The 24,982-nt window shown below is 70.2% G+C and carries 22 protein-coding genes; 7 read left to right on the forward strand and 15 right to left on the reverse strand.

Translation table 11 applies throughout. From position 1 onward, the window contains the following. Positions 1 to 139 precede the first annotated feature (139 nt). Both ACG2DA_RS12260 and ACG2DA_RS12265 read left to right on the forward strand, forming a co-directional pair. Positions 140 to 1,363 (forward strand): aminotransferase class I/II-fold pyridoxal phosphate-dependent enzyme, encoded by a 1,224-nt coding sequence (locus ACG2DA_RS12260; protein WP_395255978.1) that lies wholly within the window; start codon positions 140 to 142, stop codon positions 1,361 to 1,363. A gap of 83 nt (positions 1,364 to 1,446) precedes the next feature. After that, positions 1,447 to 1,893: a hypothetical protein gene (locus ACG2DA_RS12265; RefSeq protein WP_395255979.1), complete on the forward strand. Its 447-nt coding sequence runs from the start codon at positions 1,447 to 1,449 to the stop codon at positions 1,891 to 1,893. Positions 1,894 to 1,933: 40 nt separating this feature from the next. On the opposite strand, the gene ACG2DA_RS12270 is transcribed toward ACG2DA_RS12265, so the two are convergent. The 8 genes from ACG2DA_RS12270 to ACG2DA_RS12305 form a co-directional block, all read right to left on the reverse strand. Further along, a complete protein-coding gene (locus tag ACG2DA_RS12270) occupies positions 1,934 to 2,200 on the reverse strand; it encodes a hypothetical protein (protein ID WP_395255980.1) in 267 nt (88 codons plus the stop codon). 97 nt (positions 2,201 to 2,297) lie between these two features. Further along, the gene (gene gcvT, locus ACG2DA_RS12275) at positions 2,298 to 3,425 is read right to left on the reverse strand and encodes a glycine cleavage system aminomethyltransferase GcvT (RefSeq protein ID WP_395255981.1); all 1,128 of its coding nucleotides are present in this window, start codon (positions 3,423 to 3,425) and stop codon (positions 2,298 to 2,300) included. Between the two features lie 44 nt (positions 3,426 to 3,469). After that, complete coding sequence (locus tag ACG2DA_RS12280; protein ID WP_395255982.1) at positions 3,470 to 3,991, reverse strand: SMI1/KNR4 family protein; 522 nt, start codon at positions 3,989 to 3,991, stop codon at positions 3,470 to 3,472. 111 nt (positions 3,992 to 4,102) lie between these two features. Beyond that, a complete protein-coding gene (locus ACG2DA_RS12285; protein ID WP_395255984.1) occupies positions 4,103 to 4,885 on the reverse strand; it encodes a succinate dehydrogenase/fumarate reductase iron-sulfur subunit in 783 nt (260 codons plus the stop codon). 42 nt (positions 4,886 to 4,927) lie between these two features. After that, on the reverse strand, positions 4,928 to 6,877 hold the full coding sequence (locus tag ACG2DA_RS12290) for a fumarate reductase/succinate dehydrogenase flavoprotein subunit (protein ID WP_395255985.1): 1,950 nt from the start codon (positions 6,875 to 6,877) through the stop codon (positions 4,928 to 4,930). Positions 6,878 to 6,943: 66 nt separating this feature from the next. After that, on the reverse strand, positions 6,944 to 7,786 hold the full coding sequence (locus ACG2DA_RS12295; RefSeq protein ID WP_395255986.1) for a succinate dehydrogenase cytochrome b subunit: 843 nt from the start codon (positions 7,784 to 7,786) through the stop codon (positions 6,944 to 6,946). A 147-nt stretch (positions 7,787 to 7,933) separates the two neighbouring features. Further along, positions 7,934 to 10,366 carry a ribonuclease R gene (rnr, locus tag ACG2DA_RS12300; RefSeq protein ID WP_395255987.1) on the reverse strand — a complete coding sequence of 811 codons (2,433 nt, stop codon included), beginning with the start codon at positions 10,364 to 10,366 and terminating at the stop codon, positions 7,934 to 7,936. A 181-nt stretch (positions 10,367 to 10,547) separates the two neighbouring features. Beyond that, complete coding sequence (locus tag ACG2DA_RS12305) at positions 10,548 to 11,528, reverse strand: 3'-5' exoribonuclease YhaM family protein (RefSeq protein ID WP_395255988.1); 981 nt, start codon at positions 11,526 to 11,528, stop codon at positions 10,548 to 10,550. Positions 11,529 to 11,678: 150 nt separating this feature from the next. Between ACG2DA_RS12305 and ACG2DA_RS12310 the strand changes: the two genes are divergently transcribed. Then, positions 11,679 to 13,412, forward strand: coding sequence for a proline--tRNA ligase (locus ACG2DA_RS12310; RefSeq protein WP_395255989.1), 1,734 nt, complete (start codon positions 11,679 to 11,681; stop codon positions 13,410 to 13,412). A 67-nt stretch (positions 13,413 to 13,479) separates the two neighbouring features. Here ACG2DA_RS12310 and ACG2DA_RS12315 read toward each other — a convergent pair whose 3' ends face one another. Both ACG2DA_RS12315 and ACG2DA_RS12320 read right to left on the reverse strand, forming a co-directional pair. Beyond that, complete coding sequence (locus ACG2DA_RS12315) at positions 13,480 to 13,992, reverse strand: ferritin-like domain-containing protein (protein ID WP_395255990.1); 513 nt, start codon at positions 13,990 to 13,992, stop codon at positions 13,480 to 13,482. 52 nt (positions 13,993 to 14,044) lie between these two features. Then, positions 14,045 to 14,554, reverse strand: coding sequence for a ferritin-like domain-containing protein (locus ACG2DA_RS12320; RefSeq protein ID WP_395255992.1), 510 nt, complete (start codon positions 14,552 to 14,554; stop codon positions 14,045 to 14,047). A 357-nt stretch (positions 14,555 to 14,911) separates the two neighbouring features. On the opposite strand from ACG2DA_RS12320, the gene ACG2DA_RS12325 reads away from it, so the two are divergent. Both ACG2DA_RS12325 and ACG2DA_RS12330 read left to right on the forward strand, forming a co-directional pair. Next, entirely contained in the window at positions 14,912 to 15,487 is a 576-nt protein-coding gene (locus ACG2DA_RS12325) for an NINE protein (RefSeq protein ID WP_395255994.1), read from the forward strand. Between the two features lie 41 nt (positions 15,488 to 15,528). Then, positions 15,529 to 16,026, forward strand: a complete 498-nt coding sequence (locus ACG2DA_RS12330; protein WP_395255995.1) for a DUF1802 family protein — start codon at positions 15,529 to 15,531, stop codon at positions 16,024 to 16,026. Between the two features lie 19 nt (positions 16,027 to 16,045). Here ACG2DA_RS12330 and ACG2DA_RS12335 read toward each other — a convergent pair whose 3' ends face one another. From ACG2DA_RS12335 to ACG2DA_RS12345, 3 genes are all read right to left on the reverse strand, one after another. Then, positions 16,046 to 16,411: a hypothetical protein gene (locus tag ACG2DA_RS12335; RefSeq protein WP_395255997.1), complete on the reverse strand. Its 366-nt coding sequence runs from the start codon at positions 16,409 to 16,411 to the stop codon at positions 16,046 to 16,048. 36 nt (positions 16,412 to 16,447) lie between these two features. Beyond that, positions 16,448 to 17,602: a class I SAM-dependent RNA methyltransferase gene (locus ACG2DA_RS12340; protein ID WP_395255998.1), complete on the reverse strand. Its 1,155-nt coding sequence runs from the start codon at positions 17,600 to 17,602 to the stop codon at positions 16,448 to 16,450. A gap of 71 nt (positions 17,603 to 17,673) precedes the next feature. After that, positions 17,674 to 19,530 (reverse strand): UbiD family decarboxylase, encoded by a 1,857-nt coding sequence (locus ACG2DA_RS12345; protein ID WP_395255999.1) that lies wholly within the window; start codon positions 19,528 to 19,530, stop codon positions 17,674 to 17,676. 35 nt (positions 19,531 to 19,565) lie between these two features. Between ACG2DA_RS12345 and ACG2DA_RS12350 the strand changes: the two genes are divergently transcribed. Beyond that, a complete protein-coding gene (locus tag ACG2DA_RS12350) occupies positions 19,566 to 20,750 on the forward strand; it encodes a metallophosphoesterase (RefSeq protein ID WP_395256000.1) in 1,185 nt (394 codons plus the stop codon). Here the strand turns inward: ACG2DA_RS12350 and ACG2DA_RS12355 are convergent. Next, positions 20,747 to 23,152, reverse strand: a complete 2,406-nt coding sequence (locus ACG2DA_RS12355; protein ID WP_395256001.1) for an ABC transporter permease subunit — start codon at positions 23,150 to 23,152, stop codon at positions 20,747 to 20,749. The two genes, ACG2DA_RS12350 and ACG2DA_RS12355, sit on opposite strands and share 4 nt — an antisense overlap. 55 nt (positions 23,153 to 23,207) lie before the next feature. Continuing rightward, positions 23,208 to 24,302, reverse strand: coding sequence for an ABC transporter ATP-binding protein (locus tag ACG2DA_RS12360; RefSeq protein ID WP_395256002.1), 1,095 nt, complete (start codon positions 24,300 to 24,302; stop codon positions 23,208 to 23,210). A 160-nt stretch (positions 24,303 to 24,462) separates the two neighbouring features. Here ACG2DA_RS12360 and ACG2DA_RS12365 point away from each other — a divergent pair, with 160 nt between their 5' ends. Continuing rightward, positions 24,463 to 24,924, forward strand: coding sequence for a hypothetical protein (locus tag ACG2DA_RS12365; protein ID WP_395256003.1), 462 nt, complete (start codon positions 24,463 to 24,465; stop codon positions 24,922 to 24,924). Positions 24,925 to 24,982: the final 58 nt, after the last annotated feature.

The following is a 24,982-nucleotide window of genomic DNA, read 5'->3' on the forward strand; positions in this document are numbered from 1 at the left end:
TTTTTGTTGTCGTTTTCGACCGCCGGCGGCGCGAACGCCCGTTCGGCGGTGGGGTCCGGGGGACGGGCCGTTACGATGCGGCTCCGTCCCCGAACGCCCGTCCGCTCCGGCGGACCCCACCCCCTCACCGTCGCCCGACGTGCGCAGCGAATCCGATACTGACGTCTCCTTCGAGGACGCCCCCTTCGACATCCCGGTCGCCGACCGGGTGCGGCGGCTGCCGCCGTATCTGTTCGGCAAGATCAACAAGCTGAAGCTCGAACGCCGCCGGGCCGGGGCGGACGTGATCGACCTCGGCATGGGCAACCCGACCGACCCGCCGGACGCCCAGATCTCGGATAAGCTCAAAGAGGCCCTGCTCGACCCGAAGAATCACCGGTACAGCGTCTCGAACGGCATCGAGAACCTGCGGCGAGAGGTCGCGAAGCGGTACGACCGCAAGTACGGCGTCTCGCTGAACCCCGACAGCGAGGTGATCGCCTGCCTCGGCTCCAAGGAGGGCTTCAGTCATTCCTGCCTCGCCCTGATGGGCCCCGGCGACACGGCGATCGTGCCGGCGCCGACCTTCCCGATCCACGCCTACGCCGTGATGCTCGCCGGCGGGAACGTCATCCAACTCGACGTTCGCGACCCGGCCGCCTACCTCGAGAACGTCGCCTACACCTGCGAGCACCTCTTTCCCAAGCCGAAGGTGGTGGTGGCGAACTTCCCCCACAACCCCAGCGGCACGACCGTCGAGCAGGACTTCTTCGACGAGCTGGTTAAGCTGGCGAAGCGGTTCGGGTTCCTGGTTCTCTCGGACTTCGCCTACGCGGACATCGGCTTCGACGACTACCAGCCGCCCAGCTTCCTCGCCAGCCCCGGGGCGAAGGACGTCGGCGTGGAGTTCACCACGATGTCCAAGGGCTACAGCATGGCCGGCTGGCGGATCGGTTTCTGCGCCGGCAACCCGCAAATGGTGCGGGCGCTGGCGACGATCAAGGGCTACTACGACTACGGCATCTTCCAGGCGGTGCAGATCGCGGCGATCATCGCCATGCGACACGCCGACCCCGCCGTTGCGGCGGTGGTGAAGGAGTACGCCAAGCGGCGGGACGCCCTGGTCGACGGGCTGAACCGCATTGGCTGGGACGTGCCGAAGCCGAAGGCCGGGATGTTCGTCTGGGCGCCGATTCCGGAGCAGTACCGCGCGATGGGCAGCATTGATTTCTCCCTCAAACTGCTGGCCGAGGGCGACGTGGCGGTTAGCCCGGGGCGCGGCTTCGGCGAGGAGGGCGAGGGCTTTCTGCGCCTGGCGATCGTGGAGAACGAACAGCGGCTCCGGCAGGCGGTCCGTCAGATCGACCGCTGTCTGAAGGAGTGAAAGATCGGGGCTCCGCCCAGGACGGCGGGCCGGCGCCCGCCGTACCATCGGGCGTTCGATCTTCCCGAAAACAGGACCGACCGATGCCCCGCCCCCGCCTGCTGCCCGCCGCGCTTCTCTGCACCCTCCCGCTGGTCGGCTGCGGGGACGCGGACGAGGCGGACGACCCGGAGGCCGCGCAGGTCTCCGAGGAGCAGGAGGACGTTAACGAGGTCCGCGAGGAGCTTGAGGACGCTCGGGAGGAAGCTGCCGAGGCCGACGAGGAGATTGCCGAGCAGCGGGAAGAGCTGAAGGCGGCGATCCTCGAAAAGGAGGAGGCGGAGGACCGCGTCGGCGATATGGAGCGTCAGCTCGACAAAGAGATCGACGACCTCCGGGCGGAGAAGACCGACCCCGAGCCGGACCTCGCCGCCGACCCGGACGTGGCTCCCGCCCTGCCGGACGCTCCGGACGCCAAGAAGGAAACCGAGGTGACGATCGAGTCCGAGGAGGACGTGGACGTGAAGGTCGAAGAGAAGCCCGGCGCCTGAACCGTCCGGCCGACTGCCCCGTCGTCTTCTGGGCGGCGGGTCAGCCGCCCTTTTCCAGTTCCTCGACGACCTTGGCGAGGGCCGCGACGTCGCGGCTGCCGGTCACGTGTTTCACCCGGGCGGGGGGGACCTCGAGCCGGGTCATCAGGTCCTCGGCCCGCTCCCACATCTTCTCCGCCTTGCCGGCGTCGGCGAGGTAGAGGTTCGTCACCAGTTCCGACAGCTTGGTGCGGTCGATCGACGGGCGGTTGTCGTAGTACCGCTTGATCGCCTTCTGCTGATAGGGCGTGAAGTCGCGGTTGGCCATGGGCTCGTTCCGTGGGGTCCGCTCCGCGGACCGTGGGGGAGAAGGGGGACGACACTGTACGCGGTCCGCGGAGCGGACCCTACGGCCCCTTTCGTCGTCAGGGGTGTTCCGCCTTCATCGTTTGCCGTTTGTAGAACGGCAGCGGCACGACCGCCGCCGGTTCGGCCCGGCCGCGAACGTCGATCTCCAGTTCGGTTCCCTCCGCGGCGGCGTCCGGCGGGACGTAAGCCATGCCGATCGCTTTCCCCAGCGTCGGCGAGTGCGTGCCGCTGGTCGTGCGGCCGACGACGGCCTCGTTGTGCAGCACGGCGGCGTCCTCCCGGGCGACGCGGCGGCCGCGCATCTCGAAGCCGACGCGGACCCGCTTCAGCCCTTCCTCCCGCACCGCGGCGATCGCGTCGCGGCCGAGGAAGTCGCCCTTCTCCAGCGCCACCGCGAAGCCGAGTCCCGCGGAGAGCGGGTCCGTCTCGGTCGTCAGTTCGTGTCCGTAGAGCGGCATACCGGCTTCGAGCCGCAGGGTGTCGCGGCAGCCCAGTCCGCAGGGGACGAGGCCGTGCGGCTCGCCGACCTCCCGCAGTTCGTGCCACATCTCCTCAGCGGACTCCGCGGGGACGATCAGTTCGAACCCGTCCTCCCCCGTGTAGCCGGTGCGGCTGACGGTGATCTCCACCGGCGCCTCCCCCGGCCGCTCCCAGACGGCGGGGCTGGCTCGGTAGTAGCCGAGCGTTTCCAGCAGCGGCATGTGCACGACGTGGGAGACGATCTCCCCGCACTCCGGCCCCTGCACCGCGATCATGGCGGTGTCGGCGGTGTGGTCGTCGATCTCGACGTTCAGCCCGTCGGCGTGTTTGCGGAACCAATCGAGGCAGGTCGGTCGGTTGGCGGCGTTGACGACCATCAGCCAGTCGTCGGCCAGTCGGGTCGTCAGCACGTCGTCGAGGATCCCGCCGTCCTCCCGACAAAGCAGCCCGTACCGCACGCGGCCGGACTCAGTCGGCACCCGGTTCGTCAGCAGCTTGTCCAACAGGACGCCGGCGTCCGGGCCGGAGAAGCGGACGCGGCCCATGTGGGAGATGTCGAACAGCCCGGCCGCCGTGCGGACGGCGTCGTGCTCGGCGACGATCGTGCCGTACCGCACCGGCATGTCGTAACCGGCGAAGTCGACCATGTGCCCGCCCGCGGCGAGGTGGGCGGCGTGCAGCGGAGTCTTCAGAAGGTCGGCCATGGTCGCAGTCTACCCGAACCGGGGCGTGCCGTCGGCCGATCGACTCAGTCTTCGAGCCGCGCCGGTCGGAGCCGGGACAGGAACTCGTCGAAGCTGCCGGCCAGTTCGGAGATCGCGAATTCGAGCCCGTCGTCTTGCAGAAACACGACGGCCGGGTCTTCGCTCTCCCGATAGTCGAGGCTCAGCCACGTATGCCCGTCGCCGCTGAGCAGGACCTGCCGAGGCGGGAGTTGCCACTCCCGGGTCATGTAGGGGGTGACCAGTACGGAGCCGTGGATCTCGGTCGAGATGTTCTCGTCGAGGGCCGCCGTGTCGATCGAGGCGGCTTCGTCCTCCGTCAGCGACGGCACGCCGAACAGTTCGCCGACGAACTCGTCCCAGCCCTCCTCCCCTTCGACCGAGCACTCCCACCCGCGGGTTTCGCCGCCGTTGCGGTACCGAAGTAGATCGAGGTACGCCGCCGGCAGCTTTACGCCGAGCACTCGTTCGACGAGGGCGACGCCCGCATCCGTCAGCGACGGGGAAGACTCATCGGGCCGGTCGGCCCAGAACTCGGCGGGCGTCATGCGAACTCTCTGGGAGCGTACCGGCCGCCGAGCTTCGGGCACGGACTCAGAGTCGCTGAGCGGCAAAAGGACAATGCCTTGCGCGGACTCCGGAACGCAAGCACGCCGCCGTCAGTCGCTGGTGCCGAGGCTGGCGTAGGCGTATTCGCGGTTCAGGCGGGCGATGTCCGTCACCTTGATGTTCGCCGGGCAGGCGGCCTGGCACTCGTTGGTGTTCGAACAAGCCCCGAAGCCCTCCTCGTCCATCTGGGCGACCATCCGGCGGACGCGGTCCTTCCGCTCCGCCTTGCCCTGCGGGAGCAGCGCCAGGTGGGAGACCTTCGCCCCGGTAAACAGGTGGGCGGCGGCGTTCTTGCAGGCCGCCACGCAGGCGCCGCAGCCGATGCAGGCGGCGGAACTCATCGCCGCGTCAGCGACTTTCTTCGGCACCGAGACGGCGTTGGCGTCCGGGGCGCTGCCCACGCTGACGGAGACGTACCCGCCGGCCTGCTGGATGCGGTCGAAGGCGCTGCGGTCGCAGACCAGATCGCGGACGATCGGGAAGCCCTTGGCCCGCCACGGCTCCAGCACGAGGGTGTCCCCGTCGCGGAACTGCCGCATGCGCAGCTGGCAGGTCGTCGTGTTCGGCAGCGGGCCGTGGGCCATGCCGTTAATCATCACCCCGCAGGTCCCGCAGATGCCCTCGCGGCAGTCATGATCGAAGGCGACCGGCTCCCTGTCCTCCTGGATGAGCTGCTCGTTCAGGCAGTCGAGCATTTCCAAGAAGGACATGTCCGGGTTGATGTCCTCCACCTGATAGGTCTCGAACGCGCCGGGACTGTCGGCGTCGGCCTGCCGCCAGACCTTCAGCGTCAGCGAGAGGTGGCCGCCGTCGGAGTGGGGGATGTCGATCATCGTGCGGTCCGCGACGCTCCGCGGAGCGTCGGCGTTACGGGGTTATTTATAGGAGCGAGAGGTGAGGGAGACTTCCTTGAACTTCAGCGGCTCGCGGTGCTCCACGGGCGTTTCGCCGTCGCCGGCGTACTGCCAGGCGGTGACGTGCGAGAAGTTCTCGTCGTCCCGCTTCGCCTCGCCCTCGGGCGTCTGGTGTTCGGCCCGGAAATGGCCGCCGCAGCTTTCGTCGCGGACGAGGGCGTCGCGGGTCTGCGTCTCGGCGAACTCCAGGAAGTCGGCCACCCGGCCGGCGTGCTCCAGGCCCTGGTTGAAGCTGCCGTTGGTGCCGGTCACCTTCACGTCCTGCCAGAACTGTTCGCGGAGGGCCCGGATCTTGCCGATGGCCGTCTCCAGCCCCTCGGCGGTCCGTTCCATGCCGACGTGCTCCCACATGATCGCGCCCAACTCCTTGTGGAAGCTGTTCACGCTGCGGGAACCCTTCACCGCCAGCAGGGCCTCGATGCGGTTGCGGCTCTCGACGAGGGCCTCCTTACAGGCGGGGTGATCCTCGGTGATCTCCGTCCGCTTCATCTTCGCCAAGTGGTCCCCGATCGTGTACGGGATGACGAAGTAGCCGTCGGCGAGGCCCTGCATGAGCGCGGAGGCCCCCAGCCGGTTCGCCCCGTGATCCGAGAAGTTCGCCTCGCCCAGCACGAACAGGCCGGGGATCGTGCTTTGCAGGTGGTAGTCCACCCAGAGCCCGCCCATCGTGTAGTGGACGGCGGGGTAGATCCGCATCGGCGTCTTGTACGGGTCTTCGTCGGCGATCTCTTCGTACATCTGGAAGAGGTTGCCGTACTTGCCCGCAATGATCTTGCGACCGTCGCGGCGGATCGCGTCGCGGAAGTCGAGGTAGACCGCATTGCCGGTCTTGCCGACGCCGTAGCCGGCGTCGCAGCGCTCCTTGGCGGCCCGGCTGGCGACGTCGCGGGGGACAAGGTTGCCGAAGGCCGGATAGCGGCGCTCCAGGTAGTAGTCGCGCTCCCCGTCGGGGATCTGCTCCGGAGCGCGGTTGTCGCCCTTCTTCTTCGGCACCCAGACGCGGCCGTCGTTCCGCAGGCTCTCGCTCATCAGCGTGAGCTTGCTCTGATAGTCACCGCTGGCCGGAATGCAGGTCGGGTGTATCTGCGTGAAGCAGGGGTTGGCGTAGTAGGCCCCCCGCCGGTGACAGCGCCACGCCGCCGTGACGTTGCAGCTTTTGGCGTTGGTGGAGAGGTAGTAGACGTTGCCGTAGCCGCCGGTGGCGAGCACGACCGCGTCGCCGAGGTGGACCTCGAACTTCCCGCTGTTGAGATTCCGGGTGACGATGCCGCGGGCGACGCCGTCGACCACGATCAGGTCGAGCATCTCCCGCTTGGCGTAGACCTTCACCCGCCCGGCGTAGACCTGCCGGTTCATCGCGGAGTAGGCGCCGAGCAGCAACTGCTGGCCGGTCTGGCCGCGGGCGTAGAACGTCCGGGAGACCTGGGCGCCGCCGAAGCTGCGGTTCGCCAACGCCCCGCCGTACTCCCGGGCGAACGGCACGCCGAGCGCGGCGCAGTGGTCGATGATCTTGTTGCTGATCTGGGCGAGGCGGTAGACGTTCGCCTCGCGGGAGCGGTAGTCGCCGCCCTTCACCGTGTCGTAGAACAGCCGCCAGACGCTGTCGCCGTCGTTCTGGTAATTCTTGGCGGCGTTGATGCCGCCCTGGGCGGCGATGCTGTGGGCCCGGCGGGGGCTGTCCTGGATGCAGAAGGACTTCACCCGGTAGCCCAGCTCCGCCAGCGAGGCTGCGGCGCTGCCGCCGGCCAGCCCGGTGCCGACGACGATCACCTCGTACTTCCGCTTGTTCGCCGGGTTGACCAGCTTCATCTCGCGGATGCAGCGGTCCCACTTCTGCTCGATCGGCCCCTCCGGCACGCGGCTGTCGAGCGTGTCGGTGCGAACGTCAGCGGTCGTGGCGGCGGCGACCATGGGCGGCGGTTTGAGGAGAAATAAGGTGCGGGGGACGCCGTCGCGGGACGGCCGGTCGCAGGGCGGTCAGTCGGCTTCGGGGGCGACGTCTTCGGCGGGCATTTCCTGAACCGACTCGCCGGTCGCTTCTTCACTCACGATCCGGGCGCGTTCGCGAGCTTCCGCCGCGGACAGGTCCGACAGGTCGATGTCCGCGAACCAGACGTAGATCGGGATCGAGGCGAAGCCGAGCGCGATCACGACGGCCAGAACCACGCCGAGTTTCTTCAACGGTCCCCCCAGTCCGTAGACCTCCAGCCCGACGGAGCGGAACCAGCTGCTCGCCCCGTGGGAGAGGTGGAAACCCAGCAGGATTGCCCCCACGGTGTACAGCCCGGCGGAGATCGGCGTGCTGAGGATCTGCACGGCCCGCTCGTACCGCAGGAACAGCGGACGGCCGGATTCGTCCTCCAGATGGTCGTCAACGTACCGCTCGAAGGTCGGATCGACGTCGTCCCGCAGGCCGAACCGCATGTCGATCAGGTGCCAGACCAGGAAGACCAGCACGACGGTCCCGCTGATCGCCATCCAGCTGCGGGGGGCGAGGTTCAGGTAGGTCGTCCGCTGCTTGGAGCGGTAGCCGATCTCGTAACCCTCGTCGCCGCGGCTGGCCCGGTTCTCCATGACCAGCCAGTAGGCGTAGAGCACGTGCAGGCCGAACAGGACGAGCAGGCCGACCTCCGCGATCCACAGCAGCGGGCCGAGGCTGTGCAGCTTGGCGGCGTAGTCGTTGTAGGCGGCGCTGCCCTGGAAGATCAGCAGGTTGCCGGCGAGGTGCGTCGCCACGAACCCGATCAGCAGCAGGCCGGAAAGGCCCATGACGTACTTCTTGCCGATGGAACTCATCAGCAGTCGGCGGAGGGCGCCCACGGGATCGGCTGCTCGGATCGGTGACGGGGAACGAGGAGTGTCGGCCGGGCAGTCTAGGCGGATTGAGCCTTTTCCCCCACCGGGACAGGGTGACGCGGCGCCCGATCGGCGAAGTTCGCCCGATTCTGTCGGACTTCCGCCGCTCTCCTAGCGTCGGCGGGAGCGTTTGCGCTTCGTCTTCGCGTCGCGGTCGCCGCCCGAGTCGTTCGCCCCGCCGTCGTTCCGGGAGCCTCCGCCGCCCTTCCCGCCGCGGCCGCCGCCCCGCTTGCCGGAGGAGCCGGAGCGCTTCCCCGAGGAGTCCTCTTTGCCGCTGGAGGAACGCCCCCCGGACGAGCGGCCCTTGGACGAACGGCCCCGGGAGGAGCGGCCCGACCCGCCGCCGTCCGGCTGCGGGGTCTCGGCGAGGGCGAACTCCAGGTTGCGGCCCTCGACGTCCACCTCCGCGACCTTCACCTTCAGCGGCATACCCAGCCGGTAGGTCACGCCCTCGCGGCTGGTGAGCGTGTGGGCCGTCGCGTCGTGATCGAACCAGCCGCCGCCCAGCGCCTCCCGCGGGATCATCCCCTCCGCCGGCAGCTCCGTGCCGCGGACGAACACGCCGAAGTTCATCACCCCGGTCACGACGGCGTCCAACTCCTCGCCGACGCGGTCCTCCAGGTATTCGAGCAGCTTCACGCGGACCAGTTCCCGTTCCGCCTTCTCCGCCCGGCGGGAGCGCTCGGAGCAGTGGTTCGCCAGGCTCGTGAGTTCGCCCTCGCTCTGCGTTTTCGGCTTCTGGCCCCTGCAGAGGGCGTCGATCAGCCGGTGCACCGTGAGGTCCGGGTAGCGGCGGATCGGCGAGGTGAAGTGGGCGTAATGCGGGAACGCCAGGGCGTAGTGGCCGCCCTCGCCGGCGCTGTACTCCGCCTGCTTCATGCTGCGGAGCAGCGCGTAGTTCACCGCGGCGCCCTCCGGTTCGTGCTTCACCTCGTCCAGCAACGCCTGCAAGTGCGGGCGGCTCTGGTACTGCCGCAGGTCGTATCCCAGCGTGGAGACGAATTCGGAGAACTGCTTCAGCTTCGCCTCGTCCGGATCGTCGTGCACCCGGCGGATGAACGGCAGCCCGCGGGCTTCGAGGGCCTGCGCCACCGCGACGTTCGCGGCGAGCATGAACTCCTCGATGATCTCGTGGCTTTCGTCGTGATGGGCCTCGCTGGCCCCGATCACCTCGCCCTTCTTGTTCAGATCGAGCGTCACCTCCGGCATGTGCATTTCCAGGGCCCCGGCGGCGAATCGGCGCCGGCGGAGCGTCATCGCCAGGTGGTACATGTCCAACAGCAGATGGCGCACGTCCTTGCGGACCCGGCGCTTGAAGGCGTCCGGATCGTTCACGATCGGCATCACCTGCTCGTAGGCGAACCGCCTCGTCACCTTGATCGCGGCGTTGGCGAACCGCGTCTTGACCGGGATGCCGGTCGGGTCGAACTCGATGAAGCAGGTCTTCACGTACCGGACCTTGCCCTGCTGCAGGCTGGCCAGGCCGTTGGAGATTACCTCCGGCAGCATGGGGATCACCTTCCCCGGCAGGTAGACGCTGGTCGCCCGGTCCTTCGCCTCCTTGTCGAGCGGCGAATTCGGTTTGACGAAGTGGGCCACGTCGGCGATGTGCACGCCGAGCACCCAGTGGCCGTTCTCGATCCGTTTCAGGCTGATCGCGTCGTCGAAGTCGCGCGCCGTCTTCGGGTCGATGGTGACGACGACCTCCTTGGTGAGGTCCAGCCGATCGCCGATCTGCTCCTCGTCGAAGCGGCGGGCCTCCTCGCTGGCGGCGGCGACGACCTCGTCGGGGAACTCCTCCGGCAGGCCGAACTCGCGGATCACGCTCAGTTCGTCCACGCCGGCTTCGCCGCGGCGACCGAGCACCTCGATCACCACCGCCTCGCCCGGCCGGCCGTCGCCGGGGAACTTGAGCACGTCGATCACCACCTTCTCGCCGGGCTCGGCGGGGTGGGCGCCGGGGTCGCCGATCGGGATCGGCTCGAGGAAAGCGTCGCCGTCGACCCGCACGAACGCTCGGCGGCCGGTCTCGTCGTAGGTGCCGACGAAGCGGGTCGTCTTCCGCTCAATGACGGCGACGACCTCCCCGCTGATGCGGGAGCGGTCCCGGCCGCCCTTGCGGTTGACGATGCGAACCTCGACCTCGTCCCCGTCGTGGGCGTCGGCCATGTCCGACCGCGGCACGTAGACGTCGTGCTCGCGGCCGCGGGGGTCGTTCATATCGACCCAGCCGTCGCCGCTGCGGGTGACTTTCAGGCGGCCGATGCTCACCCCCGGCCGGTGCCGGGCCCGCAGGCGGGCGCCGCGGTCGGCGACGACCTTCCCGGTGGCGATTAGCGCCTCCAGGGCGACGCGGTCGTCGGTTTCGATCTGCGGCGTGTCGCCGAGCTTTTTGAGAACGGTCGCCGCTTTGACGGGCTGGTAGTTCGGATCGGTGAGCAGGTCGAGGACGCGGTCCTCGGCGGTGCCGCTGGAGGGTTTCGTCTGGGCGGCGCTCTTCTTGCCGGCCCGTTTCTTGGGGGCGCGGCACTTTTCGGTGGGCATCTGTTCGTTGCTGATTTGGTACGTGTCGGGCGGGGCCCGACGGGGGCCGCGGTCGTCAGGATCGCGGCGATAAGGATGTGGTGTGCGAGACGCCCGCCCGCGGATCGCTCCGCGAAGGCGGCGGGTCGGGAGGCGTGCGGCGGCCGATCGTTCGGCCCGCGGGGGGCGGGGGGCGCCCGCGTCAGCGGGGGCCGCGAAACAGACGGCGGCCGAGGCGGGGGTGGTAGGGGGTGAGGTCGGACTCCGACTTGGGGTCCTCACCGAGGATCTTGAGAAACTCGTTCACCTTGGCGTCGAGCGTGTCGAGGGCGTGCAGGGCGACGGCTTCGGGGCTCATCGGCTCCTTCACGCTGCCCTTCTCCGGGGTCCCGTGGTGGGACAGGATGAGGTGGGTCAGGTGCCAGCGCTTGGCTTCGGGGAACGGCCGGCCGGTGCGGTCGACGGTGAGGGCGATCTTCTCCGCGAGCAGATCGCAGGCGATCTGCATGTGCCCCAGCAGTTGGCCGGGGGTGGTGTAGGTAAAGGTTTCCGGATCCAGTTCGCCGGTCTTGCCGAGGTCGTGCAGGAAGCAGCCGGCGAGGACCGTGGAGGAATCGACCTCCGGGTACAGGTCCGCCAGCCGCCGCCAGGCGAGGGCCATCGCGGCGGTGTGCTCGCAGAGCCCGCCGCGGTGGGCGTGGTGCGCTTTAATACCGGCGGGGACGGTGCGGAAGGCTTCCATCAGCGGTTCGTCCGCCAGGAAGGACGCCATCAGCTCCCGCAGGTCCTCGTCCGGCAGACTGAGGAGGAGGTCGGAGAGGGCCTTGAAGGCTTCGGCGGTCGCCTCGCTGGCGGCGGGGCGGAAGGCGTCGGCGTCGAAGTCGTCGCCGGCGGAACGCACCTTATGGGCGATGATTTGCAGACCGCCCTGGTGCGTTTGCACCCGGCCCTTCACCCGCACGCCGCTGCCGACGGGGAGGTGGTCGAAGTCGCTTTCGGCGACGTTCCACATCAACGCGGAGATCTGCCCGGTGCGGTCTCGCAGTTGGGCGAGCAGATAGAGCTGACCGTTCCGATTCGTCCGCAGGCTCTTCTCGGCCAGCAGAAACGGCTGGTCGATTGTTTCGCCGTCGCGCAACGCGTCAACGGACGTTCGCGCCTCGGGCGTCTGATCTTCGGACATCTGCGTCTATCGTCCCTCGCCGGCGGCGGATTGCAAGCGAAGAACCTGCGAACCCGGCTGTTCGCAGGGCCTCCGCTTTACGAAACCCTCGCACAAACCCATTCTCCCCCGCCCGCGTCTTGCGCGCTCCTCCTTTCGCAAAGTCCTCCCATGCGCTGGTCGCAGACCCTCATCCCGACCCTCAAAGAGGTTCCCGCCGACGCGGAGGTGCCCTCCCATCGGCTGATGCTGCGGGCCGGGCTGGTCCGGCAGGTGATGGCCGGCGCCTACACCTACCTGCCGCTCGGCTGGCGGGCCGTGCAGAAGGCCGCCGCGATCGTCCGGGAGGAGATGGAGGCCGCCGGCGCCGCCGAGCTGCACTTCCCCGCGATGAGCCCCATCGAACTGTGGGAACGCAGCGGCCGGCGGGAGGCGTTCGGCAACGTGCTGCTCAACTTCGCCTTCCCCCGCGGCGACCGCAAGGTGCACGTCGCCCTCGGCCCCACCCACGAGGAGCCGATCACCGACCTCATCAAGCAGTCGATCTCCAGCTACAAGCAGCTCCCGCTGACGCTGTTCCAGATCCAGACGAAGTTCCGCAACGAGGAACGCCCCCGCTTCGGCGTGCTGCGGACCAGCGAGTTCCTGATGAAGGACGCCTACAGCTTCGGCACGGACGTCGAGCAGCTGAACGCCTCCTACGACGCGATGTACGCGGCCTACTGTCGCATCTTCGAGCGCTGCGGCATTCCCTACCTCGCGGTGGAAGCGGAGAGCGGCCCGATCGGCGGCGACGCCTCCCACGAGTTCATGATCCCCGCCGAGAACGGCGAGGACGCGGTCGTCCACTGCGAGGCCAGCGGCTACGCGGCGAACCTCGAACGGGCCGAAACCGGCCGCAAACCGCCGAAGATCGAGGTCCCCGCCAACGCTCCGGTGACGGTGACGGTCGACACCCCCGGCGTCTCCACAATCGAAGCCGTCTGCGAACTGCTGGACGTCGCGCCGGAGCAGACGCTCAAAACGCTCCTCTACATCGCCGACGCCGGCACGGAGTCGGAGAAGATCGTCGCCGTGGTCGTCCGCGGCGACCACGAGGCGAACGAGGGCAAGATCCGCCGGGCTGTCGGGGCGAAGACGATCGCCCTGGCCGACGAGGCGACGGTGCAACGCGTCACCGGTGCCCCGGTCGGCTTCGCCGGCCCGGTCGGGCTGACGGGCGTCACCCTGCTGGCCGACCACGACGCGGTGGTCGTGCAGCCGGCGGTCGTCGGGGCGAACGCCGCGGACAAGCACACCAAGGGCGTGATCTGCGGACGCGACTGGGCGGTCGAAACCACCCACGACCTCCGCGACGCCCGGGCCGGCGACCCGGACCCGAAGGGCGGCGGCGAGATGAAGCTCGTCCGCGGTATCGAGGTCGGCCACGTGTTCAAGCTCGGCACGAAGTACTCCGACGCCCTGGGGGCGGAGTTCCTCGGCGAGGACCAGAAGCGCCGCAGCATCGTCATGGGTTGCTACGGCATCGGCATCAATCGAATCGTCGCCGGGGCGATCGAGACCAGCCACGACGACCGCGGCATCGTCTGGCCGAAGGGGATCGCTCCCTACCAGTGCCACGTCATCCCGCTGGACGTGAAGGACGACGAGGTGATGACTCTCGCCGCCAAGCTCCACGACGACCTCGAGGCCGCCGGCGTCGACTGCCTGCTGGACGACCGCAAGGAGCGGCCCGGCGTGAAGTTCGCCGACGCCGACCTGATCGGCCTGCCGACCCGCATCACGATCGGCAAACGCGGTATGAAGGACGGCGTGGTCGAGGTGAAGCGCCGCACCGACGCCGACGCGGAGAACGTCGCCCCGGACGCCGCGGTCGCCCGCGTGCAAGACCTGCTGAAAGACTGAACGCAAAGCGTCCCAGACCCTCAAAGGGTCCGGGACGCTGGCGCCGAACTCGCGGGGGCCGAGCGGCTCAGGCCGCGGCGGCCTCGGCGTTCACGCGTTCCTCAGCAATCTGCGTCATCCGCCGGTCGCTGGCGCCGGCTTCGTCGGCGCTCTCGGCGAACAGGGAGGACGCCTCCTCCTGCCCGCAGCGCTTCGCGAAGTGCGTCAGGCAGCCGTACCCCGCGATGTTGTAGTGCTGGATCCGCTGGGCGTTGGCGATGAGGGCCGCGTCGAGGACGTGCCCCTCGCCGTCGGCATCCAGCGTTTCCTCCGCCTCCTTGATCAGCCCCCTGGTCGCCTCGCAGGTCTGACCCTTCGCGGTCTCGCCCAGCAGCGTGAACGCCTTTTCCAAGCGGGCGATCTGGGCCTGCGTCTCCGTGATCTGGTCGCCGAACGAGTGCTTCAACCGGGCGTCGCCGGCCTTCTCCTGCATGCGGGGCAGGACCTCGGCGACCCGCTGCTCCGCGTCGTAGAGGTCCCGCAACTGGGCGCGATAGAGGTCGCCCAGATCGTGGAACGTCGTGCCGGTGAACAGGCCCATCGGAAACTCCGGGGAGGGAGGGGCGGGAACGGGGGCGGAGACGCCCTGCCGATCAGGTCGCGGCCTGCTTGTTGACGGAGCCCTCGGCGATGGCGGTCAGCTTCTTGTCCGCGGCGCCTTCTTCGTCCAGCGTTTCCTGAAGCAGGCGGGCCGCCTCGTGCTGACCGAGGCGGTTGGCGAAGTGCACCAGGCAGCCGTAGCCGGCGATCTCGTAGTGCTCCACCCGCTGGGCAGCGGCGATCAGGGCGGCGTCCTTCACATCCGGATCGCCCTTGGCGCCGATCATCTCATCCCCCTCGGTGATCAGGCCCTTCATCGCCTCGCAGGTCTTCGCCTTGGGGCTCTGGTCGATCAGCTCGAAGCACTTCTCCAAACGGTTCACCTGCCCCTCGGTCTCCTTGAGGTGCGCTTCCCACGCTTGCTTGAGCTGCGGGCTGTGGGCGGCGTCCCGCATCTTCGGCAGGGCTTTGGTGAGCCGCTGCTCCGCGTCGTACAGGTCCTGCAGCTGATCGACGTACAGATCCTTGAGGTCGTCGAAGGACGTGCTGGTGAAAAGGCCCATCGGTGCGCTCCGGGTGAGGGGGAGAGTTTGGCAACGAGGGAGACGGTACGATCGCGCCGGTCGTATCGAATCCGCGAGACGACGCGTCCGCCGGTGGGGCGAGCCCCGTGCCCGCCGACGTGCAGTTCAAGCGCCCGCGGCGGCGGCGATCACCCGCAACCGCGGAGCAGGAAAATTAGCCCGACGGACAGCGCCGCCGAGAGCAACAACGATCCGAGACAGCCGAGTTTGCTGCTGTAGAACGCGAACATCGGGGAAGCGCCCAACCGGGGAGTGACAGTCCGCCGCTAAGATGCGGCCTCCGCCGGCGAAGACCCGACGGTCAAACCCCCCTCCCCGCATCCGGCCCGCCCCGCGATGGCCTCCGTCCCCGTCACCGGCTCCGCCCCGCACGCCTCCGCCGCCGATCCCGGCGGCGCCGCAGACGGTCCGTTGTTCAAGACGCCCGCCGCGATGGAGCGGTTCCGCCGGCCCGACAGCACGCACACGCTGGCCGGCGGCTATCTGTTGTGGGTTCTGGCCCCGTTCACGCTGATCGTCGCCGGGGCCCACCGCTTCTACTACGGCAAGCCGCTGACCGGGCTGCTCTGGTCGCTGACGTTCGGCCTGCTGGGGGTCGGCTGGGTCTTCGACTTCTTCTGGATGCCGCGGCTGGAGGCGCAGGCCGACCGCCGCTACACACCGGGACCGTACGACTACAACATCGCCTGGGTGCTGAACGCTCTGCCCTTTCTGGGCGTGTTCGGCATTCACCGGTTCTACCTCGGCAAGATCCTCACCGGCGTGCTCTGGCTGGTGACCGGCGGGTTGTTCGGCATCGGCTGGATCTGGGATCTCTGCACGCTGAACGAGCAGGTGGACTCCCGGAACCGGGCCGCCCTCGGCGGCCAGCCGCGACGTGAGGGCGAGGGCGTGCTGGGGGTGGGCTGGTGAACGACGCGACGAACCAAACGCCCGCCGCCGAATCCTGCGGCGTGGCCTTCAAAGAATGGGCTGCCGTCTGCGACGCCCTGTGCACGGGGCAGGTCGACCTGATCCTTCGCAAAGGCGGCATCCACGAACGCCGCGGCGAGTTCCGGCCGGAGCACGACCGCTTCTGGCTGATGGCGACCCGCTTCCACCAAGACGCCGCTGATCTCGCCCCGTCCCTCCGCGGTTCGCTACCCACCCCGCCGCCGGAGGGCGTCGTGCGGTTGCCGGGGTGGTGCGAGGTGACGGAAACCTGGCGACTTGACGAGGAGGCCGAGTTGGAAGCCCTCCGCGGCCGCCACGCTCTCTCCGACGAAACGGCGCTCCAGCGGTTCCGCTACAAGGAGCCCGGCCTGTGGGCGATTGCCGTGCGGGTTTGGGTTCCGGAGGAGCCGGTCGAGATCGCCGACTCCCCGAAGTACGGCGGGTGCCGGAGTTGGGTCGACCTGCCGGAGCCGCCCGCCGCGGACCTGCGGGCGGTCGGGGGGCCCGCGGCCGGCTGACGACAGGGGCCGAGGTTCGTCAGGCGCCGAGGAGCGGGGCCAGCTTTTCGTCAGCCCGGGCGGTGCCGAGGTCGTTCTTGCCGAAGCCCGGCAGCGCCCCGACGTCCACGGCGCTCTGCTGGGCGTCGGCGAAGTTTGAGACGAGCATCACCGGCGGGGCGTCCTCCCGGCCGGCGATCGCCTTGACGGTCTCGAGTCCGGGGGAGCCGTCCGCGTCGTACAGCCGGTTCACCAGCACGAGGTCCACGTTTCCGGCCTCCACGGCCGCCAGCGCCTCCGACTCGGAGTCGATCTTCACCACCTCCGCGTCGAACTTGCGCCGCAGGTAGGAGGTGATCGACATGTGGTCGGGAACGCACTGGCCGACGTTGAGCACGCGGGGCATCGGGTCGCTTCGTGAAGACGGAGGGGGCGGCGCATCTTACCCGGCTGCGTCGTCCTGACCGCCGAGCGAAGCCGGTTTGGGGCCGAGATACTGGTGCAGCGTACAGGCGAGCGTGCCGTTGTAGAGCTTGCGGCGCCGCTCCGCCTTGCGGCCGACCATCGACGGGAACGCCGGGTGCGGAGTGAGGATCGCGGCGCTCCAGTCGCCCAATCGGTTCAGCAGGGCGGCGAGCTCCTGATGCACGGCGTCGGCGTCGCCGAGCCGCTCGCCGTAGGGCGGATTCGCCAGCAGCACGCCGTGGGAGGCCTTCGCCCCGGCCTCGGCGATCGGCCGCTGTTGGAAGTGCACGTCCTCCCCCACCCCGGCCCGGCGGGCGTGTCGGCGGGCGGCGGAGACGGCGTCGCGGTCGAGATCGCCCCCCTGGAGCGGCTTCTCCAGCGGGGGGAGGATCGCCGCTTGGGCCGCGGCCCGCTGTTCGGCCCACAGTGCCGGCGGGGCGAGCGGCCAGCCTTCCGCCACGAACTCGCGGTGCAAGCCGGGAGCCACGTTCCGCCCGATCAGCGCCGCCTCGATCGGCAGCGTGCCGGTCCCGCAGCAGGGGTCGAGCAGCGGCCGATCGCGGGTCCAGACGCTCAGCAGCACGATGCCCGCGGCGAGCGTCTCCTTCAGCGGGGCCGGACCGGTCAGGTCGCGGTAGCCCCGCTTGTGCAGGCCCGGGCCGGTGCTGTCGAGCAGCAGCGAGACGCGGTCCTTTCGCACGTTCACCTCGATCGGCACCGGCGGCCCGACCTCCGGCACCGGGGAGCCCGGCCGATCGCCGCGGGCCTCGCACAGGGCCTCGGCGATCGCTTTCTTCGCCATGCTCTGGAGCGTGGGCACATGCCCCAGGGCGCTCCGCACGCTGCGGGCCGTCACGGGGAACGCCGCGTCGTAGGCGATCCACTTCGTCCAGTCGAGCGTGCGGACGGTCTCGTAGAAGGCGTCGTAGTCGTCGCAGTCGAACTCCTCCGCGACGACCTGCACCCGATCGGCCGCCCGCAGCCACAGGTTCGCCCGCACCAGGTCGGCCGGATCGCCCTCGAACCGCACCCGGCCGTCCTCCTTCTCCGTCGGCGGCAGCCCGAGGGCCTCCAGTTCGCGGCCCACGACCGCCTCGAGTCCGAAGGCGGCGGTGGCTTGGAGAAAGAGCATGGTTCGTAGGGTCCGCTGTGCGGACCGTTTCGCAAGACCGGCGACGAAACTTACGGCCCGCACAGCGGACCCTACAGGATGCCGTGCAGCGGGCCGCCGCGAGCGGCGAGGCGGTCGACCTTCGCCGTGACCGCCGGATCCTCGATCAGCGGGGGGGCGTGGTGGGGTTTGACGCGGGCGTCCACGATTAGCGGGCCGCGGCAGCCCCAGTGCTTTTCCTCGGTGAAACTGTCCACGCCGAAGACGTCCGCCGCGGGGTCGCTGCGGGTGAACGCGGTCCAGAGCAGATTGTTCGCCGTGCGGGCGCTGAAGGTCGCGTCGTCGCAGAGGACGATCAGCGGGAAGCCCCGCAGGGGGTGCTCCGCGTCGATCGCGGCGGCCAACCGGTCCGCCGCCCCGTCCTTCCCCTCGCAGGCCGGCCCGCTGACGCAGGCGACGCCGGGGAAGGCGACGGCGGCGTGGTCGAAGCCGTCCGGCAGCCGCCAGCCGCTGCGGAGGAACTCCGGCAACTCCCGCTTGGCCGGGCCGCGGGCGGCGAGGACGACCTTGCTGCCCTCGTTCAGGCCGGAGCCGCTGTAGTCGAGGGTGTCGATCGTGGTGCGGGTTTGGAAGTGCAGATCCCGGGTCGGGTCGATCCGGGCGAGGCAGTGCATGAGGAAGGCCGGCACGTCCTCCATCGACGGCGGATCGTCCGCGGCGTCGGCGATGAACAGGTACTTTGCCAGACTGAGCTGCCCCTGCCCCAGGATCGCGTTGGCCTGCGTGAGCAGCTCCGCCGGTCGGTCGCTGGGCGTGTGGGGCGCATACCGCTCGCTGCCGACGGCGAGCAGCAACGGGTGCACCCCGGCGGCGTCGACCGCGTGCACGCCCTTCACCCCCGGCAGCACCGTCGGCAGCGCCGGGCCGGTCAGTTCGTGGATCAGCTCGCCGAAGGTGGTGTCCTCCTGCGGCGGACGGCCGACGACGGTGAACGGCCAGACGGCCCCGTCGCGGTGGTAGACAGCCTCCACCTTCATCACCGGGAAGTCGTGGGTCTTGGCGTAGTAGCCGAGGTGATCCCCGAACGGCCCTTCCGGCTTCACGCCGACGACCCGGCCGGAGAGGCAGAAGTCCGCCTCCCCGTAGACCCGCGGCCACCCCTTCCCCAGCGGGTGCTTCGCCATCGGGATGCGGCGGCCGGCGAGGGCCCCGGCGAAGATCAGTTCGCTCAGCCCCTCCGGCAGCGGCATCACCGCGGCGACGGTCATCGCCGGCGTTCCGCCGACGAACACGTTGACCCGCAGCTCCTCCCCCCGCTCCAGCGCCGCGGCGTGATGCACGCCGATGCTGCGGTGCAGTTGGTAGTGCAGGCCGATCTCTTCGTCCGGCACGTACTCGTTCCCGCCCAGTTGGACCCGGTACATGCCGAGGTTCGAGTTCCCCACGCCCGGCTTCCGCGGGTCCTCCGTATAGACCTGCGGCAGAGTGACGAACGGCCCGCCGTCGTCCGGCCAACTGACCAGCTGCGGCAGGTCGCTCACCCGGCAGCGGTTCTTCAGCACGGGGCCGGACCGCGTCCGCTTCGGCAGCGTGGTGAGGGCGGCGAGGGGCACGTCGGCGTACCGCCAGGGCGCCTTCAGGGCGACGGCCGGGTCGACCTTCAGATCGACGAGATGCTCCACCCGCCGCAACGTGTGCCGGAACAGGAACTTCGCCCGCTCCAGCGTGCCGAACAGGTTGGCGGCCATCGGGAACCGACAGCCGACGACGTTCTCGAACAGCAGCGCCGGCCCGCCGGCGGCGTAGACCCGCCGCTGGATCTCCGCCGCTTCGAGGTGCGGGTCGATCGGCTCGGCGATCCGCAGCAGCCGTTTGTGGCGGTCGAGGTCGTCGAGGGCGTGGCGGAGCGTCTTGTGCACGGCGTCTTCGTCGTTGGGGGCTAGACTCACCGGTTCCCTGCCCCGCCCTTCACCCCGTCTCGCCGGTGAGTTGGCTCAACGCCGCCCTGCTGTTCGCCGTCTTCGCGGGCCACTGCGAACTCATGGCCGCGTGGTCCAACCGCGTGCACGGGCTGAAGTTGAAGCACCGCGTCACCTCCAAAGTCCGTGCGGTGCACGATCTGCTGGTGTTCGGGGCGGTCCCGGGGCTGCTGTTCGGGTTCGGGCTGTTCGGCTATCGGCTGCTGCGCGGCGGGGAGTGGGCGGCGGTCCCGTGGGGGTGGAAGGCGTACTTCGCCCTGTGCGGGCTGGGCGTGATTTCGCTGCTGGTCTGCACGGCCCGGAACCTGTTCCGCCCGCTGCCGACCGGCGTGCGGCGGGCGAGCCGCCGGATCGACGTGACGGCGGAACTGGGCTTCAAACCGATCGGCGCGGGCCGGCGGCGACATCAGGCGGCGATGCCGTGGAACGGCCAGTTCACCTTGGAAGCCGTCGAGTTGGAACTCACCCTCCCCGATCTGCCGTCCGGCTGGGACGGTCTGACGATCGGGCACGTGTCCGACGCCCACTTTCAGGGGGAAGTGAGTCTGCCGTTCTTCGAACGGGCCTTCGCGGAACTCGCCGCCTGGCGGTGCGACCTGTACGTCTTCACCGGCGACCTGATCGACAACCCGGCCCGCGTCGACTGGATCGCACCGACGTTCGGGCAGCTCTCGAAGGCGAACCCGGCGTGCGGCTGCCGGTTCATCCTCGGCAATCACGATTGGCACTACGAAGTCGCCCCGCTGCGGGCGGCGCTGGAAGCCGTCGGTTGGGAGGACGTCTCCGGCCGGGTGGAGACGCTGCACCGCGGCGGCGACCCGCTGGCGCTGGCGGGGGACGAATCGCCCTGGTTGAACGGTCCCCCGGACTGGTCGCAGGCGCCGCCGGAGGCTTTCCGGCTGCTCCTCGCCCACACGCCGGACCTGTTCCCGGGGGCGCAGCGGGAGGGGGTGAACCTGATGCTCGCCGGTCACAACCACGGCGGCCAGATTACGCTGCCGCTGATCGGGCCGGTCTACGCTCCCAGCCGGCACGGCGTGCGGTACGCCGGCGGGACGTACCGGGAGGGGGCGACGGCGCTGCACGTCTCCCGCGGCCTCTCCGGCCGGCAACCGCTGCGGTACGGGGCCGTGCCGGAGGTGACCCGCCTCACCCTTCGCTGCCCGTCCGACGCAGCGACCGGAGGCTAAAAATCGGTGCGAGAGACGTGCCAGCAGGTCAGCGCGAGGCTCGCGGCCATGAAGGCGAAGTTGTGGATCAGCGGGCCCCAGAACTCCGTCGTCAGCAGGGGTTGGCGGAGGTCGAGGTCGGCGCCGAACGCCTCCCGCGATTCCTGCTCGTCCCCTTTGAAGAGGGCCGAGAGCGTCTCGCCCAGGCCGACGCTGTCCGGCAACAGATAGTGCAGCGGGGTGAGGCCGTAGCGAACGATGCGGGCCAACATGCCCGGCGGCGGGGCGAGGCGGGCGATCTCGCGGAAGCCGTCGCCGTCCGGGGCGAGTTGCGTGACCTCGTCGGGGCCGGAGCCGATCCAGAGGGCGCCGTCCTCCCCCCAGCCGGCCGCGGAGGCGTCGCCGACGACGATCTCGCCCGTGCCGTCGGCGGAGCCGACCCACAGCGGGCCGTCGTGCGTCGCCAGGGCGAGCCGGCTGCTGACGGGGTCGGCGGCGAACCCGCGGGGGCGACTGCCGGGGACCGGGGCGACGTCGCGGACGGAGCCGTCCGCGGCGACCGCCTGGCCGACGCCCTCCCCCGTGACGACCAGCGCCCCGCCGCCGCCGGCCGCCACGACGACCGCCGGCGGGCCGCCCGGTTTCCCGGCGGGGCCGTCGGCCTCGTACAGCGTCGCCTCCACGCTCGGTTCGGCCTCGCCAGCCGGGTACAGCCGCAGCACGCCGCCGGCGTAGAGCGCCAGATCGCCGGTTTGCGGGTCGATCGCCGCGGCGAACGGCTCCGGGAACGCGGGGGAGCGGGAACCGTCGTCCGGCGGCAGGACGACCGGTTCGAACTGCGGAGAGGTCTGTCGGGCGACCCACTGGACGGCCGTCGCCAGCAGGCCGGCCGCCTCCGTGTCCGGCCCCTCGCCCTCCGGCCAGGGGGTGAACACGCCGAGCCGGCCGGCGAACAGCGGGGCGCCGTCCGGCCGGACGAGCAGGTGCGAGGTCAGCGGCGGGGCGACAGTCCCGGCGGTTCCCTCCCACTCGGTCGCGGCCGTCGCCGTGTAGAGCCGGCGGGAGCCGGGCGAGCGGATCGCCCCGCCGGGGCCGCCGCTGATCGAGTAGATTTCGACCGCCGCCAGCGACTGTTCCGCGGGGACGAAGTGCGGTCCGGCGAGGCGGTAGGTGGGGATCGGCGGCTCCGGTCCGTTGCGACGTCCGGGCGGGTACAGGGCCGGCCGCCACTCCCGGGCGCTCGGCTCCCACCGGGTGATGCGGCCGTGGGCGTCGGCCTGGAAGACCTCCCCGGCCCCGGCGACGACCGCCGCGGGGCGGTTCGCGGCGGCGGTCTGCTGGATCGGATGCCAGACGACGTTCAGCAGCCAGGACAGCGCCCACAGCCCGCCCGCCGCCATCACGCAGACGATCGCGTTCTGCCACAGCACCCCCGCCGCGGCGCTGACGCTGTAAAAGACGGCGAACTGCATCACGAGAATTCCCGCCGCGGCGATCAGCCCGGCGTCCCAGACCCCCAGCCGAACCCCGGCGATCAGCCACAGCCCGCCGCACAGGTACAGGCCGGCGAGGCCCACAAACGCACACCCGCCGACGAACTTCGTCAGGAACGTCGCCGTCCGATCCACCGGCTTGGAGAGCAACAGGTCGATCGCCCCGCCCTCGAACGTCTGCGGGATCAGCGAGGCGGTCACCAGCAGGGCGATCAGCACGCCGATCGGTCCGGCCAGCCAACTGGCGACGAACTCCATCATGAGTCGCGCGATGAACCGGACGCCGCTGCGGTTCAACTCCAGCCCGACGTTCGCGGCCAGCGACCCGGTAAAATCCTCCGGCAGATCCCAGGGGCCGTAGACGAGGAACACCCGCTCCTCCGGCGGGGCGGCGACCGCCTGCGGAAAGGCCGCCGAAAGCAGCAGTCGGTTGAACCGTGCCAGCCGCTCGGCCGACAGGGACTCCGGCCCCTCCGCGAGCAGGCGCTCCGCTTCGCCGTCCTCCTCGGCCGGGACGCCGAAGGCGTTGTCCGGACGGGCGAACCGCACCCCGTCGAACGCCTCCTCCTCGTAGAAGCCCGAGGCGGAGAGTACGTCGGCGTTCAGCGCAGCCCGCAGCCGGTCGGCGTCCGGGGGGGACGCATCGTCGTCGGTCGAGAGGATCGCCCGCCGCACGTCCGCCGGCAGGGCGGCCAACACCTGATCGCCGGGCTGACGGCCCGCCTTCGCCTCGTCCCGCCGCAACTCGGCCAGCAGCAGGGGAGCGTCGAGCAGGTCGTCCGGCTCCAGCCGCCACGCCGTCTCGTCCCGCAGGCCCAGCGGGGCGACGACCGCCAGCACGAGGGTGAAGAACGCCAGCAGGAACGGCAGGGTGCGGCTGCGGACCGCCTCCCGCACGCTGTCCTTCAGGATCGCCAGGTAGGGACGCATCAGGAAGTCGTTAGGCGGAGGGCGGGAGGCGGAGGGGAACGGCGGGCGGCCCGGTTCATTCCGTGACGCCGCCGGCTTGGCGGACGCCGGCGCCGCCGTGGACGGGGAGGCGGTCGTCGTCGGCGACGGCACGCAGGAAGGCGTCTTCCAACGACGGTTTCGTGCGGATCAGCGAGTGCAGACTCACGCCGGCCGTCCGTAGGGCGTCCACGGCGGCGTCGATCCGCGGCTGCTCGGCTTCGTCCAGGTCGATCGTGAACCGACCCCGGCCGTCGGGGGCGGTTCCGAGGGGCTGCAGCGGCACGTCGCCGAGGTGCGCCCCGACCAGCGCCGCTCGCACCGCCTTCTCCGGCCCCACCACTCGCAGCGTGACGCGCTCCCCGCCGCCGCGGAGTTCATCCAAGTCGCCGACCCCGCGGACTTCCCCGTTGCGGAGAATCGCGGCCCGGTCGCAGACCAGTTCCAGCTCTTGCAGGAGGTGGGAGTTGAGGAAGACCGTCTTGCCGCGAGCCTTCAATTCGCCCAGCACCTTGCGGATGTCGGCCCGGCCGACCGGATCGACCCCGTCGGTGGGTTCGTCGAGGATCAGCAGGTCCGGGTCGTGCAGCATCGCCTGGGCGAGGCCGAGCCGCTGCTGCATGCCCTTAGAGAACTTGCGGACGTTCGTGTCGCCCCACTTCGACAGGCCGACCAGCGTGAGCAACTCCCCGCGGCGGCGCTTCACCTCGGCGGAGGAGAGGCCCGACAGGCCGCCGTAGTAGTCGAGGGCGGTATTCGCGGTGAGGTGCCGCGGCAGGCGGTGGCCCTCCGGCAGGTAGCCGATCCGCCGCCGGGCCTCCCGGGCGCCGGCGGGGCAGCCGAGCACCTTCGCCGTGCCGCCGGACTTCCGGCAGATGCCGAGCAGGACCTTGATCAGGGTGGTCTTCCCCGCCCCGTTGGGGCCCAGCAGGCCGAAGATTTCGCCCCGCTCCACCCGGAAACTCACGCCCCGCAGGGCGTGCACCCGCTTCCGGCCGAACCAGCCGTCGCGGTAGGTCTTGGCGAGGTCCGCCGTGACCACGACCGGATCCCCGGGGGGGGCGCCGGGCGGATTCGGCGCTCCGGCCGGGGCGTCGAACTGAAGATCGGCGGGCGGTGCGGAGGTCGTCACGCGGGCAGGATAGCAACGCTTGCCGATCGTCTCCGGTTCGTGCGGCGCCGGCGGCGCACCCGATTCTCTCCCCCCACGGGCGGGGTTCCGCCCGATGGCCGGCGGGCGCCGCGGCCCGTACCCTGACCCGGTTCCATCTCTTCCCGAACGGGTTCGGCCGATGAATCTGCGGTACTTCGTCGTCGACGTGGACGGCCAACTCCGCCGCGTGCCGACGGCCGCGGCCGAAGCCGTCTGGGCCGGCGAGGCGGACGCGGGGGAACTCGACGTGATGCTCGGATCGGAGCTGAAGCTCGTCTCCGCCCTGATCGACGAAGAACTCAACCCCGTGATGACCTTCTTCCTGCGGGTCGACCTCGACCGCGGAGCGATCACGGAGGAGAGTCGCCTGGCGGCGTTGGAGGCGATTACCGCCGGACAGGGCCGCCGGCTGAGCGATCAGCGGCAGCGCCGCCAGTTCGAGGGCTGGCCGGACGACTGGCGCCGGCAGCTCGCCGTCGCCCTCGACACGCCCGCCGGCTCCTTCACCAAGCTGGGCCTCGGCGGACCGCTGGTGCTTTCCGATTTGTGGGGCGTGTCCCTCGACACGGTGATGGCCTACTTCGAGAAGGCGGTCGGGTAGTTCGCCCGACGGCCTGCACCGTCGACCCGCCCGCGGGGCGTCGCCCCGCGGGCGGCGG

It is taken from the genome of Alienimonas sp. DA493, from assembly GCF_043951915.1.
Classification (GTDB): Bacteria; Planctomycetota; Planctomycetia; order Planctomycetales; family Planctomycetaceae; genus Alienimonas.

Bases quoted from the DNA above. Each gene is read 5' to 3' on its own strand.
- ACG2DA_RS12265 (WP_395255979.1), top strand. From the start codon at position 1,447: ATGCCCCGCCCCCGCCTGCTGCCCGCCGCGCTTCTCTGCACCCTCCCG.
- ACG2DA_RS12270 (WP_395255980.1), bottom strand. From the start codon at position 2,200: ATGGCCAACCGCGACTTCACGCCCTATCAGCAGAAGGCGATCAAGCGG.
- gcvT (WP_395255981.1), bottom strand. From the start codon at position 3,425: ATGGCCGACCTTCTGAAGACTCCGCTGCACGCCGCCCACCTCGCCGCG.
- ACG2DA_RS12280 (WP_395255982.1), bottom strand. From the start codon at position 3,991: ATGACGCCCGCCGAGTTCTGGGCCGACCGGCCCGATGAGTCTTCCCCG.
- ACG2DA_RS12285 (WP_395255984.1), bottom strand. From the start codon at position 4,885: ATGATCGACATCCCCCACTCCGACGGCGGCCACCTCTCGCTGACGCTG.
- ACG2DA_RS12290 (WP_395255985.1), bottom strand. From the start codon at position 6,877: ATGGTCGCCGCCGCCACGACCGCTGACGTTCGCACCGACACGCTCGAC.
- rnr (WP_395255987.1), bottom strand. From the start codon at position 10,366: ATGCCCACCGAAAAGTGCCGCGCCCCCAAGAAACGGGCCGGCAAGAAG.
- ACG2DA_RS12305 (WP_395255988.1), bottom strand. From the start codon at position 11,528: ATGTCCGAAGATCAGACGCCCGAGGCGCGAACGTCCGTTGACGCGTTG.
- ACG2DA_RS12310 (WP_395255989.1), top strand. From the start codon at position 11,679: ATGCGCTGGTCGCAGACCCTCATCCCGACCCTCAAAGAGGTTCCCGCC.
- ACG2DA_RS12315 (WP_395255990.1), bottom strand. From the start codon at position 13,992: ATGGGCCTGTTCACCGGCACGACGTTCCACGATCTGGGCGACCTCTAT.
- ACG2DA_RS12320 (WP_395255992.1), bottom strand. From the start codon at position 14,554: ATGGGCCTTTTCACCAGCACGTCCTTCGACGACCTCAAGGATCTGTAC.
- ACG2DA_RS12325 (WP_395255994.1), top strand. From the start codon at position 14,912: ATGGCCTCCGTCCCCGTCACCGGCTCCGCCCCGCACGCCTCCGCCGCC.
- ACG2DA_RS12335 (WP_395255997.1), bottom strand. From the start codon at position 16,411: ATGCCCCGCGTGCTCAACGTCGGCCAGTGCGTTCCCGACCACATGTCG.
- ACG2DA_RS12340 (WP_395255998.1), bottom strand. From the start codon at position 17,602: ATGCTCTTTCTCCAAGCCACCGCCGCCTTCGGACTCGAGGCGGTCGTG.
- ACG2DA_RS12355 (WP_395256001.1), bottom strand. From the start codon at position 23,152: ATGCGTCCCTACCTGGCGATCCTGAAGGACAGCGTGCGGGAGGCGGTC.
- ACG2DA_RS12365 (WP_395256003.1), top strand. From the start codon at position 24,463: ATGAATCTGCGGTACTTCGTCGTCGACGTGGACGGCCAACTCCGCCGC.